The organism is Nitrosomonas sp. (assembly GCF_043753625.1).
GTDB lineage: Bacteria > Pseudomonadota > Gammaproteobacteria > Burkholderiales > Nitrosomonadaceae > Nitrosomonas.
This window is the reverse complement of the sequence record NZ_JAYUWI010000113.1, coordinates 1-15,106: the sequence shown is the minus strand read 5'-3', so window position 1 is coordinate 15,106 and position 15,106 is coordinate 1. Positions and strand designations below refer to the sequence as shown.

At 47.0% G+C, this 15,106-nt stretch carries 15 protein-coding genes; 11 read left to right on the top strand and 4 right to left on the bottom strand.

All coding sequences use genetic code 11. The features are described from left to right. Positions 1-83: 83 nt before the first annotated feature. Positions 84-3,188, bottom strand: coding sequence for a type I restriction endonuclease subunit R (locus ACH10T_RS09540; RefSeq protein WP_394809054.1), 3,105 nt, complete (start codon positions 3,186-3,188; stop codon positions 84-86). Between the two features lie 509 nt (positions 3,189-3,697). Then, a complete protein-coding gene (locus ACH10T_RS09535) occupies positions 3,698-4,534 on the bottom strand; it encodes a thermonuclease family protein (protein ID WP_394809053.1) in 837 nt (278 codons plus the stop codon). Positions 4,535-4,843: 309 nt separating this feature from the next. On the opposite strand from ACH10T_RS09535, the gene ACH10T_RS09530 reads away from it, so the two are divergent. The 11 genes from ACH10T_RS09530 (at position 4,844) to ACH10T_RS09480 (ending at position 13,097) form a co-directional block, all read left to right on the top strand. Then, entirely contained in the window at positions 4,844-6,295 is a 1,452-nt protein-coding gene (locus tag ACH10T_RS09530; protein ID WP_394809052.1) for an alanine/glycine:cation symporter family protein, read from the top strand. Positions 6,296-6,404: 109 nt separating this feature from the next. Beyond that, positions 6,405-7,217, top strand: coding sequence for an ABC transporter ATP-binding protein (locus ACH10T_RS09525; protein ID WP_394809051.1), 813 nt, complete (start codon positions 6,405-6,407; stop codon positions 7,215-7,217). Next, positions 7,210-8,007 (top strand): lipid asymmetry maintenance ABC transporter permease subunit MlaE, encoded by a 798-nt coding sequence (mlaE, locus tag ACH10T_RS09520; RefSeq protein ID WP_292995589.1) that lies wholly within the window; start codon positions 7,210-7,212, stop codon positions 8,005-8,007. Before ACH10T_RS09525 ends, mlaE begins: the two co-directional genes overlap by 8 nt. After that, positions 8,007-8,474, top strand: a complete 468-nt coding sequence (gene mlaD / locus ACH10T_RS09515) for an outer membrane lipid asymmetry maintenance protein MlaD (protein WP_394809050.1) — start codon at positions 8,007-8,009, stop codon at positions 8,472-8,474. The genes mlaE and mlaD overlap by 1 nt, the downstream gene beginning before the upstream one ends. Before the next feature lie 73 nt (positions 8,475-8,547). Continuing rightward, positions 8,548-9,168, top strand: a complete 621-nt coding sequence (locus tag ACH10T_RS09510; RefSeq protein ID WP_394809049.1) for a phospholipid-binding protein MlaC — start codon at positions 8,548-8,550, stop codon at positions 9,166-9,168. Between the two features lie 9 nt (positions 9,169-9,177). Beyond that, positions 9,178-9,516, top strand: coding sequence for a lipid asymmetry maintenance protein MlaB (locus ACH10T_RS09505; RefSeq protein WP_394809048.1), 339 nt, complete (start codon positions 9,178-9,180; stop codon positions 9,514-9,516). Positions 9,517-9,577: 61 nt separating this feature from the next. After that, the gene (locus tag ACH10T_RS09500) at positions 9,578-10,495 is read left to right on the top strand and encodes an ABC transporter ATP-binding protein (protein ID WP_394809047.1); all 918 of its coding nucleotides are present in this window, start codon (positions 9,578-9,580) and stop codon (positions 10,493-10,495) included. Further along, positions 10,492-11,247, top strand: a complete 756-nt coding sequence (locus ACH10T_RS09495) for an ABC transporter permease (RefSeq protein ID WP_394809046.1) — start codon at positions 10,492-10,494, stop codon at positions 11,245-11,247. Before ACH10T_RS09500 ends, ACH10T_RS09495 begins: the two co-directional genes overlap by 4 nt. Positions 11,248-11,311: 64 nt before the next feature. Then, on the top strand, positions 11,312-11,554 hold the full coding sequence (locus ACH10T_RS09490) for a BolA family protein (RefSeq protein WP_394809045.1): 243 nt from the start codon (positions 11,312-11,314) through the stop codon (positions 11,552-11,554). 110 nt (positions 11,555-11,664) lie between these two features. Further along, the gene (djlA, locus tag ACH10T_RS09485) at positions 11,665-12,453 is read left to right on the top strand and encodes a co-chaperone DjlA (RefSeq protein ID WP_394809044.1); all 789 of its coding nucleotides are present in this window, start codon (positions 11,665-11,667) and stop codon (positions 12,451-12,453) included. A gap of 35 nt (positions 12,454-12,488) precedes the next feature. After that, positions 12,489-13,097, top strand: a complete 609-nt coding sequence (locus ACH10T_RS09480) for a glutathione S-transferase (protein WP_394809043.1) — start codon at positions 12,489-12,491, stop codon at positions 13,095-13,097. A gap of 76 nt (positions 13,098-13,173) precedes the next feature. Here ACH10T_RS09480 and ACH10T_RS09475 read toward each other — a convergent pair whose 3' ends face one another. Next, positions 13,174-13,818, bottom strand: coding sequence for a GNA1162 family protein (locus tag ACH10T_RS09475; protein WP_394809042.1), 645 nt, complete (start codon positions 13,816-13,818; stop codon positions 13,174-13,176). A 349-nt stretch (positions 13,819-14,167) separates the two neighbouring features. Then, positions 14,168-14,845: a hypothetical protein gene (locus ACH10T_RS09470; protein ID WP_394809041.1), complete on the bottom strand. Its 678-nt coding sequence runs from the start codon at positions 14,843-14,845 to the stop codon at positions 14,168-14,170. Positions 14,846-15,106: the final 261 nt, after the last annotated feature.

Here is a 15,106-nt window from a genome sequence, read left to right as displayed (position 1 = left end):
TCTACCCCATCCCCACCCCTCCCTTTGAAGGGGAGGGAGTTTTGTTTCACCCGCTGAAATTTACATAGCTTCACTATTTTTTGTTATGCCGACTTACTTCGGGAACCCGCAGCAAATTCATTCATGTATTCGGCCACGACCAAGTGGTTGATGGTGCGAGAGGCATCGGGTGTCAGTTTGATTTTTTGTTGAGTCTGAAACTCGCCAATCACGATGGGTTGCATCATTCGTTCGAAATAGCTTTCGTTATCCAACAGTTGAGTGTTTTGCAGTACTTGTTCATCAGCCTGTTGTTTGACGCCCAAGAGAGCGTCAAACAGATTTCGCTCGGTTTGCGTAATCGCACCGCGCTCTTGCAGGCGCTTGTGGATGCGGGTGTATTTGGCATCGCCCCGGTATTTTGCGCGCAACTGGTTGTTCTGGCGGTTCAGCTCTTTCACCTGGTCATGAATGGCGCCCAGCGCGCCGATATTGGCAGTCATTTCTTCCTGCGTGACTTCGTTGAGTTTCTTTTTCTTGAACAGCCGCTCCAGTTCTTCCCTGAGGGTGATGAACTTGGGGTCTTGTTGGTCGAAGTTGTCAGCGAGCGCTTCGCGGGTCTGGCGCAAGGTGTTCTTGAGTTTGTCGGCTAGTACCAGCTCTTCTTCCTTGATCTTGGTGAACATGAAGAGCACGTCTTCCAACGCAACGTTGAGCAGGCTGCTGGTGTCGGTGGCCGATTCGATGCTTTCCTTGAGATTGAGCAGGTCGAGGTGATTGCAGGTTTCGCGGTAGAGCTGGTTGAGCTTGTGGAAGTCGAGGTGTTGCAACAAGCCGTAGTCGCCCTGCAGGCGGATCAGGTTATAGAGGCTGCGGGCATCGGTCAGCGCTTTCTTGAGCGCCAGCATGGTGGCACGATCCTGAATCTGGCTTATCTGCCGTGAAAACTCCTCGGCGTTTTCGATATTGAAGCGGAACAGGATGTCCTTGATTGTTTCGATTTCCTGCGCAATCTCTTCGGCGGATTTAAACAGGTTGGAGTAATGCTCCTGCTCGTCGCCCAGTTCCTCATTTAACTCTTTCAAGTAACGCTGGTTTGTTTCTTCAAACACTTTACTGATATCAGCAAAATCGACGACGTAGCCGTAACGGAAATCCTTGTAGGGGCGATTAACACGGGTGAGCGCCTGCAGCAGATTGTGCGAGCGGATCACCCGGCCGAGGTAGAGCTTCTTCAAGCGCTTGGCATCAAAACCGGTGAGCAGCATGTTGTAGACAAACAGTAGGTCGATTTTGCCTGCCTTGAAGTCTTCCACCCAATGCTTGCGCTCTTCCTTGCTGCCCACGTCGTGCAGGATCAGTGCGGCGCTCCGGGCGCGATTTTCAAGCAGAGTAAGGGCGGCGTAGCTTTCCGGTTGCGTTGCGGCGATCAGTTCTTGCGCGGAATCCCGCACGGCATAAGCCGGTGTGGGCTGGACTGCATAGACGGCATTGAAAATCTCAAACATCTGGCGGGCTTGATCGGCGCTGTCGCAGATGACCATGCCGCCGATGCTGGCATCGCCCAGCGCGCTGCGGCTCTTCTCGAAATCGCGCACGATGTAGTCAAGCATGGGCTCGACAAACTTCGGGTGCGCGTAGATAAGCTTGCGATCGATGTCTCCTTGCTGAAGCTCCACGGCCGCGAGCGCTTCTTGCAGCGAGAGCTTGTAGTTGGTGGCGATCTCTTCGCGGATCAGGCGCAGTGTGTAGCCGTCGGCGATGGAGGCGTTGTAGTAGTACTTGTGGATGTAATCGCCAAACAGGGCGCGGGAATTGTAGTCGTCGCCCAGCAGCGGCGTGCCGGTGAGGACGATCTTGATGGCATTGCGGTCTGACTGGCTGAGATTGGCGAGAAAGCTGCCCTGCGGGTTGTAGCTGCGATGCACCTCGTCGAGAAAATAGACGCGCTGGATGCTGACATCGTAGTCTTCGGCGTGCACCACATCCGGGTCGTCCTGAAATTTCTGGATATTGACCACGGTGATTTCAGGTTTGCCGGTATTGTTGTGCAGCACTTGCGTGGTCTTGATGTCACGAGCAAAGGCATCGCGGCTATCAATGGAATGCACGATCAACCCGCGCCCGGAAAATTCACGTTGCGCCTGGGTGAGTAGGTCGATCCGGTCGACGATGAAGTAGAACTTGGGGATGATGCCCCGGTGCTGAAAGTAGTCGGTGAGAAAACGGGTGTTGTAGTAGGCCAGCGCGGTCTTGCCGCTGCCCTGAGTGTGCCAGATGATCCCCATGCGTACACCGGCATCCAGTTTCCGTTCAATCGCCTTGGTAGCGAAGATCTGCGGGTAACGCATGACGTGCTTATGCAGGCCGTCGGCCTCGTTCACATAGACAAGCGCAAAGCGCAACAGGAAGGCCAGCCGGTCACGGCTAAGCAACGATGTGCAGATGCGATTGGTCGGCGTGTCGGGCGCTTTGTTGCTGAGGTATTCCGGGCTGTGCTTGATGACGTTGAGATTGTTATCACGCAGCACCTCGTTTTCAAGCGCATCATCCTCGTCGGCCAGCAGGTCTGCCAGATTCAGCGTTTCTTCTTCGCGGAAGTAGTTGAAGATCGGCACGTCATACGAGGGGCTGGCATAGAACGCGCCTTCGATAGGGTGCGGCGAGCCGTCTTCGTATTCCATGTTGTTGGAGAAAACCATCAGCTGGGTAATGTTGATGAAGCGACGGAAGCGTGGATTGCGGCAGCGCGTGATAATGCGATTGCGCTCGGCCAGCACGCCTTCGCGGTTGTTGGGTTTCTTGACCTCGATGAAGACCAGCGGCATGCCGTTGATGAGCACGGTGATGTCCGGCCGGAATTCGTCGTCGCCATTCTTGCAGGTTAACTCGGTGACGACATGGAAACTGTTGTTGCTGAAGTTCTCGAAGTCGATCAGCCGGTTACCTGAGCGCTCCGTAAGCTTTTCGTAGAAGGCTTTGCCGAGGTCTTCATTATCCAGCAGGAGTTTAACGTCGGTCAACAGCCGGTCGATGTCGTCACTCTCAATGCCGGGATTAATCCGGGCGACGGCGGCACGAAACAAGTCCGGAAAGATATTGGTCTCTTCGTCCCATACGGCATTCTTGAGCGAGAGGTAGCGGTAGCCAAGCCGCATCAGATGCAGAACGCAGGGGATTTTGACGCGTGAATCTTCGCTGAAAATCATCTGATCAAATCTCCCTGTACTTGTTTTGTGTTTGTCAGGCTGACCCACTTCGCTCCGCGCCCCTTACCCGTAGGGGCTATCAGCCCCTTGTGCCAGCGGTAGACGGTGCTTTTTACCACGCCCAGATACTGGGAAATTTGTTCGGCTGTGACCCACGGTTCGGTGTTCATGGCATTGGCGCTCAGGCGTTGACTTTCATGGTTGACTTAAATCGTTGAAAGTCTAACAGGATGGTGGTTTTCTGGCCATAAAAAGCCTTCGATTCTACATTACGCGCAACGCAAGGTTGTGACAGCGTTTTGTGCCTAACCGGTGGCCGTGGTTGGCACAGAACCGAGCGCTGTAAGTTTATGATTCCACTAGGTCAGCATTTGCGCATAAGCTCTTGTGTGGGGTGGTTTGAATGAAATCCGGAATATAAATCGATTTAAGGAAACTCTGATTAAGTCCTTCGATAGGACGAACGGCAAGGTGTTGATTACGTTCGTAGTGAGATTCGAAGGACTTAATCAGAGCTTCCTTAACGAACTCGGGTGGTTAATTAACATAGTGTAACTGTCTTTCTTGCGTGCTACCCAGCCGCGGATTTCAAGCGATTTTCCCACGTAAGTATCCAGCGCAGGAAATAAATTGAGGTTGGTATTAGCGACGCGTATGTCTACTTTGTCATTAAACAGCAGTCGCGTATATTTCTTACTTTTCCTAATCGAAACCGGGATTCCGGTAAATCGTTGCCAGCCTTTGGTGTGATTGGCAATCTGGGAAATTGGCCGGGCTTGATACTCCGGCATGCCCCAAATACCCAGTTTTAATTTCTCAGCATGTTGTTGCGCTTGAATCAGTTTGTCGCTGTAACGCCCGTTGGGCGGGATGATGCTGACTACGGCCAAGCCGTTTTCCAGTAAAGCAAGGTTGAGATGCTTGCCATCCGGTAGAAATACATGCGCCAATAAACGTTTATATTTATCCCGTTTTACTTGGTCATATTCCAAATAAACCTTATTTTCCTGCAACTGAGCCTGCAGCCATTTTTTTGCGGCGACACCGCCGGGTTCTTCTGCACGTTGACGGCTTTCAATTTCGGGTGTGTTGACTCCCAATAAACGGACATGTTTCTTGTCTTCCAGAATAATCGTATCACCATCGTATACGCGGGCGACTGGATACAATTGCCGGCTGGGCTGGCTGATGATCTTGACGGGTGCTGCACCGGTGGAAGGTCTGTCCGAATAAGTTACGCGGCCTTTTTCATCGACACTGCGGTATATTTCGGTAGCAAATGACGCCGGAGCGACAAAATTGAGAATCAAGCAAAAGATCAGATAATATTTTTTGCTGAAGAACATGATGTTATCTTGAGAAAATGGTGTGTGTCATATTTGATAGATCACTTATAACGCCATGGTATGCTAAACCCAGAGAAATATGGCAAAATGAAAAAATTCAGCGGTTACTGCGCGTTAGGACTAGAAAGTTTACTTATGCAAAAAATGAAATACTATCAGTTAAATGGCTATCGGTACTGCTTGGATAAAGCCTATTTCGGTTCTCTCTTTCACAGCGTATAAAAATTCTGAAATAAATCAGATCAAATGTACCGTATGCGTCAAACACAATGCGTTTGACATACTTTGTACAATGGAGTGCTTTAATTAATGGAAATTGATAAGGTCATTGATTCTACTGTTGAACCTGTTTCAAACGCTGTGGCGTCGGTAATTTTTTACAGTGTTCAATTCTTGGATCTTGAGATCAAGTTGATATTGATTTGGCTGGTTGCTGCGGCACTTTTTTTTACCGTATACCTTGGTTTTATCAATATTCGCTATTTCAAGCACGCCATCGATGTTTTGCGCGGGAAACATGATAGCGGAAATTCAAACGGACATATCAGCCGGTTTCAGGCATTGATGACTTCACTGTCGGCAACCATTGGTCTGGGTAATATTGCGGGTGTGGCAGTTGCCATTTCAGTGGGGGGGCCGGGTGCTACATTCTGGATGGCCATTATGGGCATTTTAAGTATGTCGACCAAGTTTGTTGAAGTCACCTTGGGGATTAAATACCGGCAATATGGAAGCAAGCACAATCCGAATAGCATATCGGGAGGCCCGATGTATTATCTGCGCGGCGCGTTTGATCGCCTACAGCAGCCGCAAATGGGCAGGTTTATGGCGGGATTGTTTGCGGTATGCTGTATTGGCGGCACGATCGGCGCAGGTGGCTTGTTTCAAGCTAATCAGGCCTATCAACAAGTATTGGTTGTAACGGGGGGCGATGCCAGTTTTTGGGCTGATAAGGGTTGGCTTTTTGGTTTATTTATGGCCATTCTGGTTGGCATGGTGATTATTGGCGGCATCCAATGGATTGCGGCCGTAGCCGGGCGTGTGGTTCCAGTGATGGCGATTATTTATATCATTGCCGGTTTGGTAGTGATTGGCGTTCACCATGCGGCAATCCCGGGTGCGCTAAGAACCATTTTTGAGATGGCACTGTATCCGCAGGCAGGTATTGGTGCATTAATGGGCGCATTGCTAATGGGCGTGCAGCGCGCTACTTTTTCCAATGAATCCGGGTTGGGATCTTCGGCGATTGCGCATTCTGCGGTAAAAACCGATGTGCCGATCAGTCAAGGGATGGTCGCGATGCTCGGTCCATTCATTGATACCGTAGTCATTTGTATGATTACGGCATTGGTGATTGTCATATCCGGCACCTATGTGGAAGGTGGCGGCATTGAAGGGGTGCAATTGGCTTCTCGCGCTTTCGCATCCGGCATTTCGTGGTTTCCTTACGTATTAGCCTTAACGGTTTTTCTGTTTGCCTATTCCACCATGATTTCCTGGTCGTACTATGGATTAATATGCACGACGTATTTGTTTGGTGAGCGGCTTGTCGTAGCGGGGATTTATAAAATTTTATTTTGCGCGTTCATTATCATTGGCGCCTCAGCGCAATTATCCAATATTATTTTATTTACCGATTCGATGGTGTTTGCTATGGCGATTCCCAATATCATTGGGCTATATTTGCTGGCACCCGAAATCAAGAATGATCTGCGGATTTACTTGCAGGATCTGAAGGAAAAAACAGAAAAACGATCGTGAGAACGCAGATAGCGCAATATTTCAAAGGAAAGTGGATTAAAATTGCTACTCGCCCGATTTTACGGAAATACAATCAATTTATAGCGCGCCTATTTCATGGCCAAATCGTATGACAGTTGAAACTTTAATTGAGGTCAATGACCTGAATTTCTCCTATAACGCGCGCCCGATTCTGAAGGGTATCAATATGACCATGCCGCGTGGCAAAGTTATAGCCATCATGGGAGGGAGCGGATCGGGCAAAACAACGCTGCTCAAATTGATCGGTGGCACAATTCAGCCCACTTCCGGATATGTGAAGTTTGCCGGAGAGGTCGTGCATGAACTCAATCGCGATGCGCTATTCAAGCTGCGCCGTAAGATGGGAATGCTGTTTCAGTTTGGCGCATTATTTACCGACTTGTCGGTTTTTGACAATGTCGCGTTTCAGATGCGCGAGCATACCAATTTGCCGGAATCGATGATTCGCGATCTGGTATTAATGAAACTGCATGCAGTGGGTTTGCGTGGGGCACATCACCTAATGCCCAATGAGTTATCCGGCGGTATGGCACGACGTGTTGCTTTGGCGCGTTCCATCGCACTGGATCCGATGCTGATTATGTACGATGAACCCTTTACCGGGCTAGATCCGATTTCATTGAGTGTGATTGGAAATCTGATACGCCGGTTGACCGATGCATTAGGTATGACGTCGATCGTGGTAACACACGATGTGCAGGAATCTTTGAAAATTGTTGATTATGTTTATTTCATTGCAGATGGTGTGATAGCCGCCGAAGGCACGCCAAAAGAAGTGCGAGAATCGATCGCGCCTTTTGTACATCAGTTTGTTCACGGTGAAGAAGATGGGCCGGTGCCGTTTCATTACCCTGCACAGACTTATAAAAAGGATTTGAATCTGGAGGATAATTTTGCCTAATCGGATCGTGTCCAGTATTCAGAATATCGGGCATCGGGTGATTGAAAGCGTTTGGCGGCTGGGTGTTGCCAGTCGCTTTTTTATCCTGGTTTTATTAAAATCTGGCACCAGCTTGCGCCGTTTTAATTTAGTTATACGCGAATTGTATTTTACCGGTGTTTTGTCTCTGATCATTATTGTCGTATCCGGACTGTTTGTGGGTATGGTGCTGGGGCTTCAAGGCTATGAGACATTACAAAAATACGGTTCGGAATCAGCGGTGGGTACACTGGTTGCCTTGTCATTAGTGCGTGAATTAGGTCCAGTTGTTGCCGCGTTATTGTTTGCTAGCCGTGCCGGTTCTGCAATTACCGCGGAAATAGGATTAATGAAAGCGACGGAACAACTGGCGGCCATGGGGATGATGGCCGTCGATCCGATTGCACGTGTAGTGGCGCCGCGTTTCTGGGCTGGCGTGATTTCCATGCCGTTTTTGGCGGCGATATTTTCTGTAATGGGTGTGTTTGGCGGTTATCTGGTGACTGTGGTATTCATTGGTGTGGATGAAGGCTCCTTTTGGTCGCAAATGCAAAGTGCGGTTGATTTTAGATTTGATATCTTAAACGGTTTTATCAAAAGTTGTTTTTTTGGTGTGGCCGTGACAGCCATTGCGGTTTTTGAAGGCTACGATGCACCGCCCACGGCAGAAGGCGTGTCAGGTGCGACGACACGTACTGTGGTGACTTCATCATTAGTGATTTTGGGGCTTGATTTTATTTTGACCGCTTTCATGTTTAGAGGAGTGAGTTGATGCAGCGGACAACAATGGATTTGTGGGTGGGTTTGTTTGTGATCATAGGTATTGCTGCACTCATGGTATTGAGTCTTAAAGTCGGTAATCTGAATGTTTATAATCCTTCACAGAGTTATGTCATCACCGGAAATTTTGAAAATATCGGCGGATTGAAAGTTCGCGCACCAGTAAAAGGTGCTGGTGTTGTGGTCGGGCGCGTAACTGATATTCAGTTCAGTACGCAAACTTATGATGCAGTCGTCACGATGAGCTTGGATAGCCGGTTTACATTCCCGAAAGATACGTTTGCCAGCATCTTGACGTCAGGTTTGCTAGGCGAGCAGTATATCGGATTGGCTGCAGGTGGGGATGACGTGATGCTAAAGGATGGCGATAAAGTCATGAAAACCAATTCAGCCATGGTGCTTGAAGAATTAATCGGTCGTTTTTTATTTGATAAAGCGGCTAAAGATGATTCTCTCTAATTAAACGGATATTTTTAATTTTATTTTTGTTGGTTTAGTATTGTGCATTACTTAATATTTTTGTGAGGGGACAATGAAAAGAATTCTTGGAATAGCCGTATTGATACTTTCTAATTTGCTGGTGTTGCCAGCATGGTCGATGGATTTGTCTCCTGATAAGCTGGTCGATAGAACTGTTAAGGAAGTGATCGAGATTATCCAGAAAGATGAAGAACTGAAAAGTGGCAATCGGGATAAAATGCTGGATCTGATTGAAACTAAAATACTGCCGCATTTCAATTTTTCACGTATGACGCAACTGGCGATGGGTCAGCATTGGTCAACAGCAGCGCCAGAGCAGAAAAACAAACTGGTGGATGAATTTCGTACATTGCTGGTGCGTACCTATTCCAATGCATTGACCAGTTATAATCATGAAACGATTAATGTCAATCCGGTCAAGCAACTGGGTGATCAAGTAGAAATAACAGTCCGGACTGTGGTTATTCAAGGAAATGGAAAAGAACCGATACCGATTGATTACAGCATGGAAAAAAAATCGGATGGCTGGAAAGTATTTGACGTGACGGTTGCCGGTGTGAGTCTGGTAACAAATTATCGCGGAACTTTTAACAGTCAAGTTCGCAAGGGCGGTGTCGAAGGACTACTGAAGGTATTAACGGATAAGAATAAATCTTTGGAAGGTAAGAAATAGTACCGGCTGATGAATAATCTGAATGCTTTGGTTTCAATAGTTTCTCGCGATGACGATACAATCATCGTGCAAGGACCTGTTACCATTTATAATGTTGTGAGGTTGACTCAGGATGGAATTGCGTTATTCGACGATCATCAGTTAATGATTGATCTGGATAAAGTGACTGAAGTGGACTCAACGATTATTAGTATGTTGCTGGAGTGGTTACGTGCGACGCGCAAAAATACTTATCCATTGCAGTTTATTAACATGCCAGAAAGCCTTAAAAGCCTGATCCAGTTATATGATGTAGTGGAGTTGATTTCGATTCCAGTCAATCAAACCACAAATCAGCGTGTTGCCTGATCGGAAAAAATCCTGCTGATCTTTGAAACCCTAAGCCAATCTTCTTCTAATCTTCCATAGAATGCTGCCTGCCATTGAAGTCAAGCAAGTGTGTAAGCATTTCGGTAATCTGCGTGCGTTGACCAATATTGATCTTGAAATTCATGCGGGAGAATTTTTTGCTTTACTCGGGCCTAACGGTGCCGGTAAAACGACACTGATCAGCATTATTGCCGGCTTGTCGCTTGCTAACAGCGGCTCAGTGCATGTGATGGGGCACAATGTGCGCACACAGTATCAGCAAGCACGCCGGAATTTAGGCGTGGTGCCGCAAGAATTGGTTTTTGATCCTTTTTTCACCGTACGCGAAGTACTGTTAATCCAATCCGGTTATTACGGGATCAAGGAAAATACCCGGTGGGTGGATGAAATTATCGAACGCCTGGATCTTTCCGACAAAGCGAATGCAAACATGCGTGCTCTTTCAGGGGGTATGAAACGCCGTGTTCTGGTCGCGCAGGCACTGGTGCACAAGCCGCCTGTTATTATTCTGGATGAGCCGACCGCCGGTGTGGATGTTGAGTTACGCCAAACACTTTGGGATTTTATCAAGCAGCTTAATAAAGATGGACACACGATTGTTTTGACCACGCATTATCTCGAAGAAGCAGAGATGTTGTGCCATCGTGTTGCGATGCTGAAAGAAGGAGAAATAGTTGCACTGGATAGTACGCAGAACCTGATTGGAAAAATGATCACCGGGAAATCGGTGCGACTACGATTATTGCCGGACATGCTGCCACTTGCTTTGCAAGCGGTACAAGTCAGTCATTACGACGGAATAGCTGAGCTTAGAATTGAAAACTATGCACAAGTGGAATTTATTTTGTCGTCACTGCGAATTGCGGATATCCAGATACTGGAAATGCATTTGCAGCAGCCAGATCTGGAGGATGTTTTTGTCAGCATCATGAGAAATAACGGGAATCAATCAAAATGACCGGTTTTTCTACGCTACTCTATAAGGAATTGTTGCGGTTCTGGAAAGTCGGTTTTCAAACGATCCTGGCGCCGATGGTATCTACTTTGCTGTATCTACTGATTTTTCTTCACGTGCTAGAAGCACATGTGGAAGTTTACCCGGGTGTCGCCTATACTATTTTTCTGATTCCGGGACTGGTGATGATGGCCGTCATACAAAATGCGTTTGCCAACGCATCTTCCAGCATGATTCAGTCAAAAATCAGTGGCAATATTGTGTTTATCTTATTATCACCATTGTCTTATCGCGCAATTTTCTTTGCCTATATTCTGGCTTCGATTGTGCGCGGATTGTTGGTCGGCTTGGGGGTTTACTTGGTGACACTGGTATTCTTTGATGTTCCGCTGCAGTTGCCGTTCTGGGCACTGTTGTTTGTCGTACTCGGCAGTGCGATTCTGGGTGTGCTGGGTTTGATCGCAGGTATCTGGGCTGATAAGTTTGATCAGTTGGCAGCTTTCCAGAATTTTATCATTATGCCGCTGTCATTTTTATCCGGTGTGTTTTACACCATACACTCATTACCCATCGCCTGGCAGTACTTGTCTCACCTCAATCCATTCTTTTATATGATCGATGGATTCCGCTATGGCTTCTTTGGCGTATCGGATATTTCGCCTTATATTAGCCTGTTGATTGTGGCAATATGTTTGCTGGCCATTTCCCTATTGGCCATCCGAATGCTCAAAACCGGGTATAAGTTGCGCTACTAGATTGATTGTTTTGATACCAATTGCTTAATTTTGTAACCTAAGAAAACGCGTGAAGGAGATTGAAATGCTGACAGCTGAAAATGTAAAAATCTATATCGAGTCCTCGTTGCCGTGTCAACACGTAGCGGTAGAGGGAGATGACGGGAATCACTTTCATGCGTTGATTGTGAGCGCGGAATTCAATGGGAAAAATATGATTCAGCAACATCAATTGGTGTATAAATCGTTGGGTGATCGGATGAAACAGGAAATTCATGCACTATCGATGAAAACGCTGACACCTGAGCAATGGACTAATCAGTCTTAACCCGGGAATTGAGAAAACTTGTTTTAGGCAGGCGAGACAAACCTTAAAACAGTCGCATCAAGCGGGAATTCGTTATAATCACTTCTTTTATTGCTAAGTCTGGAACTTCATTGTTTAGAATACTCGGTGCCTTAGCGGGCTTCTTCATCCTTGGTTTCTTAGGCATTTTCCTAGGTTATTTTGTCGGAAGCATCATTGATCGATTCAGAGCTTTTGGTTCGGCTGGAATGAATCCATTTAATGCTGCGCGTCGCCAATCGATTTTCCTGGAAACTGTTTTTATTTTGATGGGAAAACTGGCCAAGGCGGATGGCCGTGTTTCAGAGACTGAAGTATCGCATGTGCAACAGTTCATGCAGAAACTCGGCATGACACCGGATCATCGGTTAAAGGCGATCGCGCTGTTCAAGCAAGGCGCTGCTGCAGACTATGACATTCATCCAAAAATCAATGAATTCCTTGCTATATGCGGTTCTTCCAATAATTTGAAACAAATGCTGCTGGTTTATCTCATTATCATGGGATTATCCGATGGCCAATTGAATTCTGCCGAAGAAGAACTGATTAAAGAGGTCGCCGGGCGACTGGGCTATAACCCGGCTGCATTTAAGCAATTGCTCGATATGGTGCAGAATCAGATGCATTTCGCCGGTGGACGGAGTACATCGGCTAGTGCATTGGAGGATGCGTATAAAGCATTGGGTGTCAGCAAAGAGAATACCGATCAAGAAATCAAACATGCCTATCGTAAATTAATGAGTCAATATCATCCCGATAAATTAATGGGGCAGGGCGTGCCGGAAGAAATGATCGCAGTGGCGACTGAACAGGCCCAAGAAGTGCAAACGGCCTATGATTTAATCAAAAAAATTAGGGATCAGAATCGTGCTGCAGCGTAACTGATCAGATTGTTGGAATACAAACGCTACTGAGAATGAAACCGCTGCTTTATACGTTCCGCCGTTGTCCGTTTGCGATCCGTGCCCGATTGGCGATCAAAGTCAGCGGCGTTGAAGTGGATACACACGAAGTCAGTTTGCGTGCCAAACCCAAAGAAATGCTGGAATGCTCACCGAAAGGCACGGTACCGGTTTTAAAATTTTCTGATGGCAGTGTGCTCGAACAAAGCCTGGATATTATGCAATGGGCGCTCTCTCTGAATGATCCTGAACACTGGCTGGATAGCGACCCGGGCGCTTCGGCTGAGATCATGTCACTGATCAAGAAAAATGATGCATCCTTTAAACCGGCGCTGGATCTCTACAAATATGCCGTCCGTTTTCCGGAACATTCTGAAGCGTATTACCGGGAACAAGCTGAACCGTTTCTAGCCGAATTGAAAACACGCTTGAGCCAGGATGGTTATCTGATGGGCGGGCGTTACACACTGGCGGATATGGCGATCTTTCCATTTATCCGGCAATTTTCCAATGTCAATCCGGATTGGTTTTATACCTCTCACTATCATCATCTGATTGCATGGTTAGATCGATTGATCGGTTCAGAATTATTTCAAACCATAATGCAGAAAGAAGCTGATTAATTCACCTCTGCGTAGTTACATTCCGCAAAACAGAGCGGGTCAGAATTAAATCGACGTCAACAGTATACAAGACAGGCTAGTCTTCACCCTGGTAAACCAGATCGGGAATTGCCAGTACAATTCGCCTAGCAAGATCCTGGACTACCCAAACCCCTTGATCACCGTAAAGATTCATTCCTGCAAAAACGGAATTCATAACAAAGCTCCCTATACCAAAGGGAATGCCGCCGCCTCTAATCACTGCTGTGTGGCTGCCCTGCCAGAGAACGTCTCCTGTGGAGGCTCTTATAATTTGTATATTGGCTCCGGCACGAACTTCAGAGTAAACGCCATAATACCTCGATGATTTTTCAGTTATCTCACCCACCATGATAGTGTCACAGCCGATTGACTTGGCTACATGAGCGTTCAGGTCATCCAAAGAGTTGTCAGTCATTTTGATTGCAGCGTCGACCCGTTGGAGCGTTACCAGACGAATACCAGTGGGTGCAAGATGTGCGTGTAGCTCTTTACGAATCAATTCAGCCCCTTTTAGATCATTCTTCTTCGCCGTAAGAGGGAATACTGCGACGCAGGACAGAGGGTTGGACTTCAATTCTTGGGACGATTCAACTACAACGACATCGCTCTGTTTGGCATAACCACTACTACTTTCACCAGGGAGGGTTGCACAACCCGTGATAGTGAGTACACAGATGATTAGGAATATCGGCAGTTTCATTGAATCGAGTTTCCTCTGTTAAATCCACGTGGAGCTGATAACTTCTTTTTTAGCAATGGACCTCTCATCGAGAAGTATCTCTCGTATTCTTATCTTAAAGACAACGAGTTCGTAAATAAATAAAAAAAGCGGGAGATGTGGGGGATATCAGCGTATTAACTTTGTCTAAGTTTCATTAAGGAATCTCTGATTAAGTTGATTACATTCATGGTTCGACAAGCTCACCACGAACGTAATCAATATATTACCGTTCGTCCTGAGCCTGTCGAAGGACTTAATCAGAGCTTCCTTAAGAATCGAAACGGAAACGTATCAAAACAGATCAATCCCTGCTAGGCAAGGCCTCGGCTTAATAAATCAAACCCGGAACCGCCGATACAATTCGCCTAGCAAAATCGTGAACAACCCAAACATCTCGATCACCGTAAAGATTCAGTCCTGCAAAAACCACATTTAGAGGAACATTAACCATCCCCAACGGGATCCCTCCGCCTCTAATCACTGCCGTGTGGCTATCCTGCCAGAGAACATCCCCAGTGGAGGCTCTAATAATTTTTATATTGGCTCCAGCACGAGCCTCAGAGTAGATACCATACTGACTTGACACTCTCTCAGTCACTTCACCCAACATGATGGTGTCACAGTCGATTAACTTAGCCACATTAGCGTTCAGGTCATCCAAAGAGTTGTCAGTCATTTTGATCGCAGCATCGACCCGTTGGAGCGCTACCAGACGAATACCAGTGGGTGCCAGATGTGCGTGGAGTGCACTGCGAATTGACTCTGCTCCCTTAAGATCACCCTCCTTAGCGGTAATAGGGAATACCGCAAGGCAGGTCAGAGGTGCGGATTTTAATTCTTGAGAAGATTCGGAGACAACAACCTCATGAGTAGCCTCAAGGGCGATATCAGTGGTCTTGACCGATTCTAGATTCTGTTTGGCATAATCAGCACTGTCATCACCATAACGAGTCGCGCAGCCTGTAATGCTCAATAGAAAAATAATTAATAGGACTGATTGTTTCACTATATGCTAGGTTTAGAGGCAGCAGGCGTGAAATAGGCGGGGGGATATAGGAAAAATAAACACCCATTTTTACTAAAGTTCATTATACGCAAACCGGACGTTTAGGCAAATATTCTGATGAGTAATCACAAAACCATATGATTTTATTTACAAATAAGCGAGTCTGACTGTTCGCAGTAACAGCAGTAAATCTAGCGGGTTAAAGTCCCGTCCGAGGAGTTGTCCGTACGCCTCGGTAGCATGAGGAAGCGGCGTCGTGGT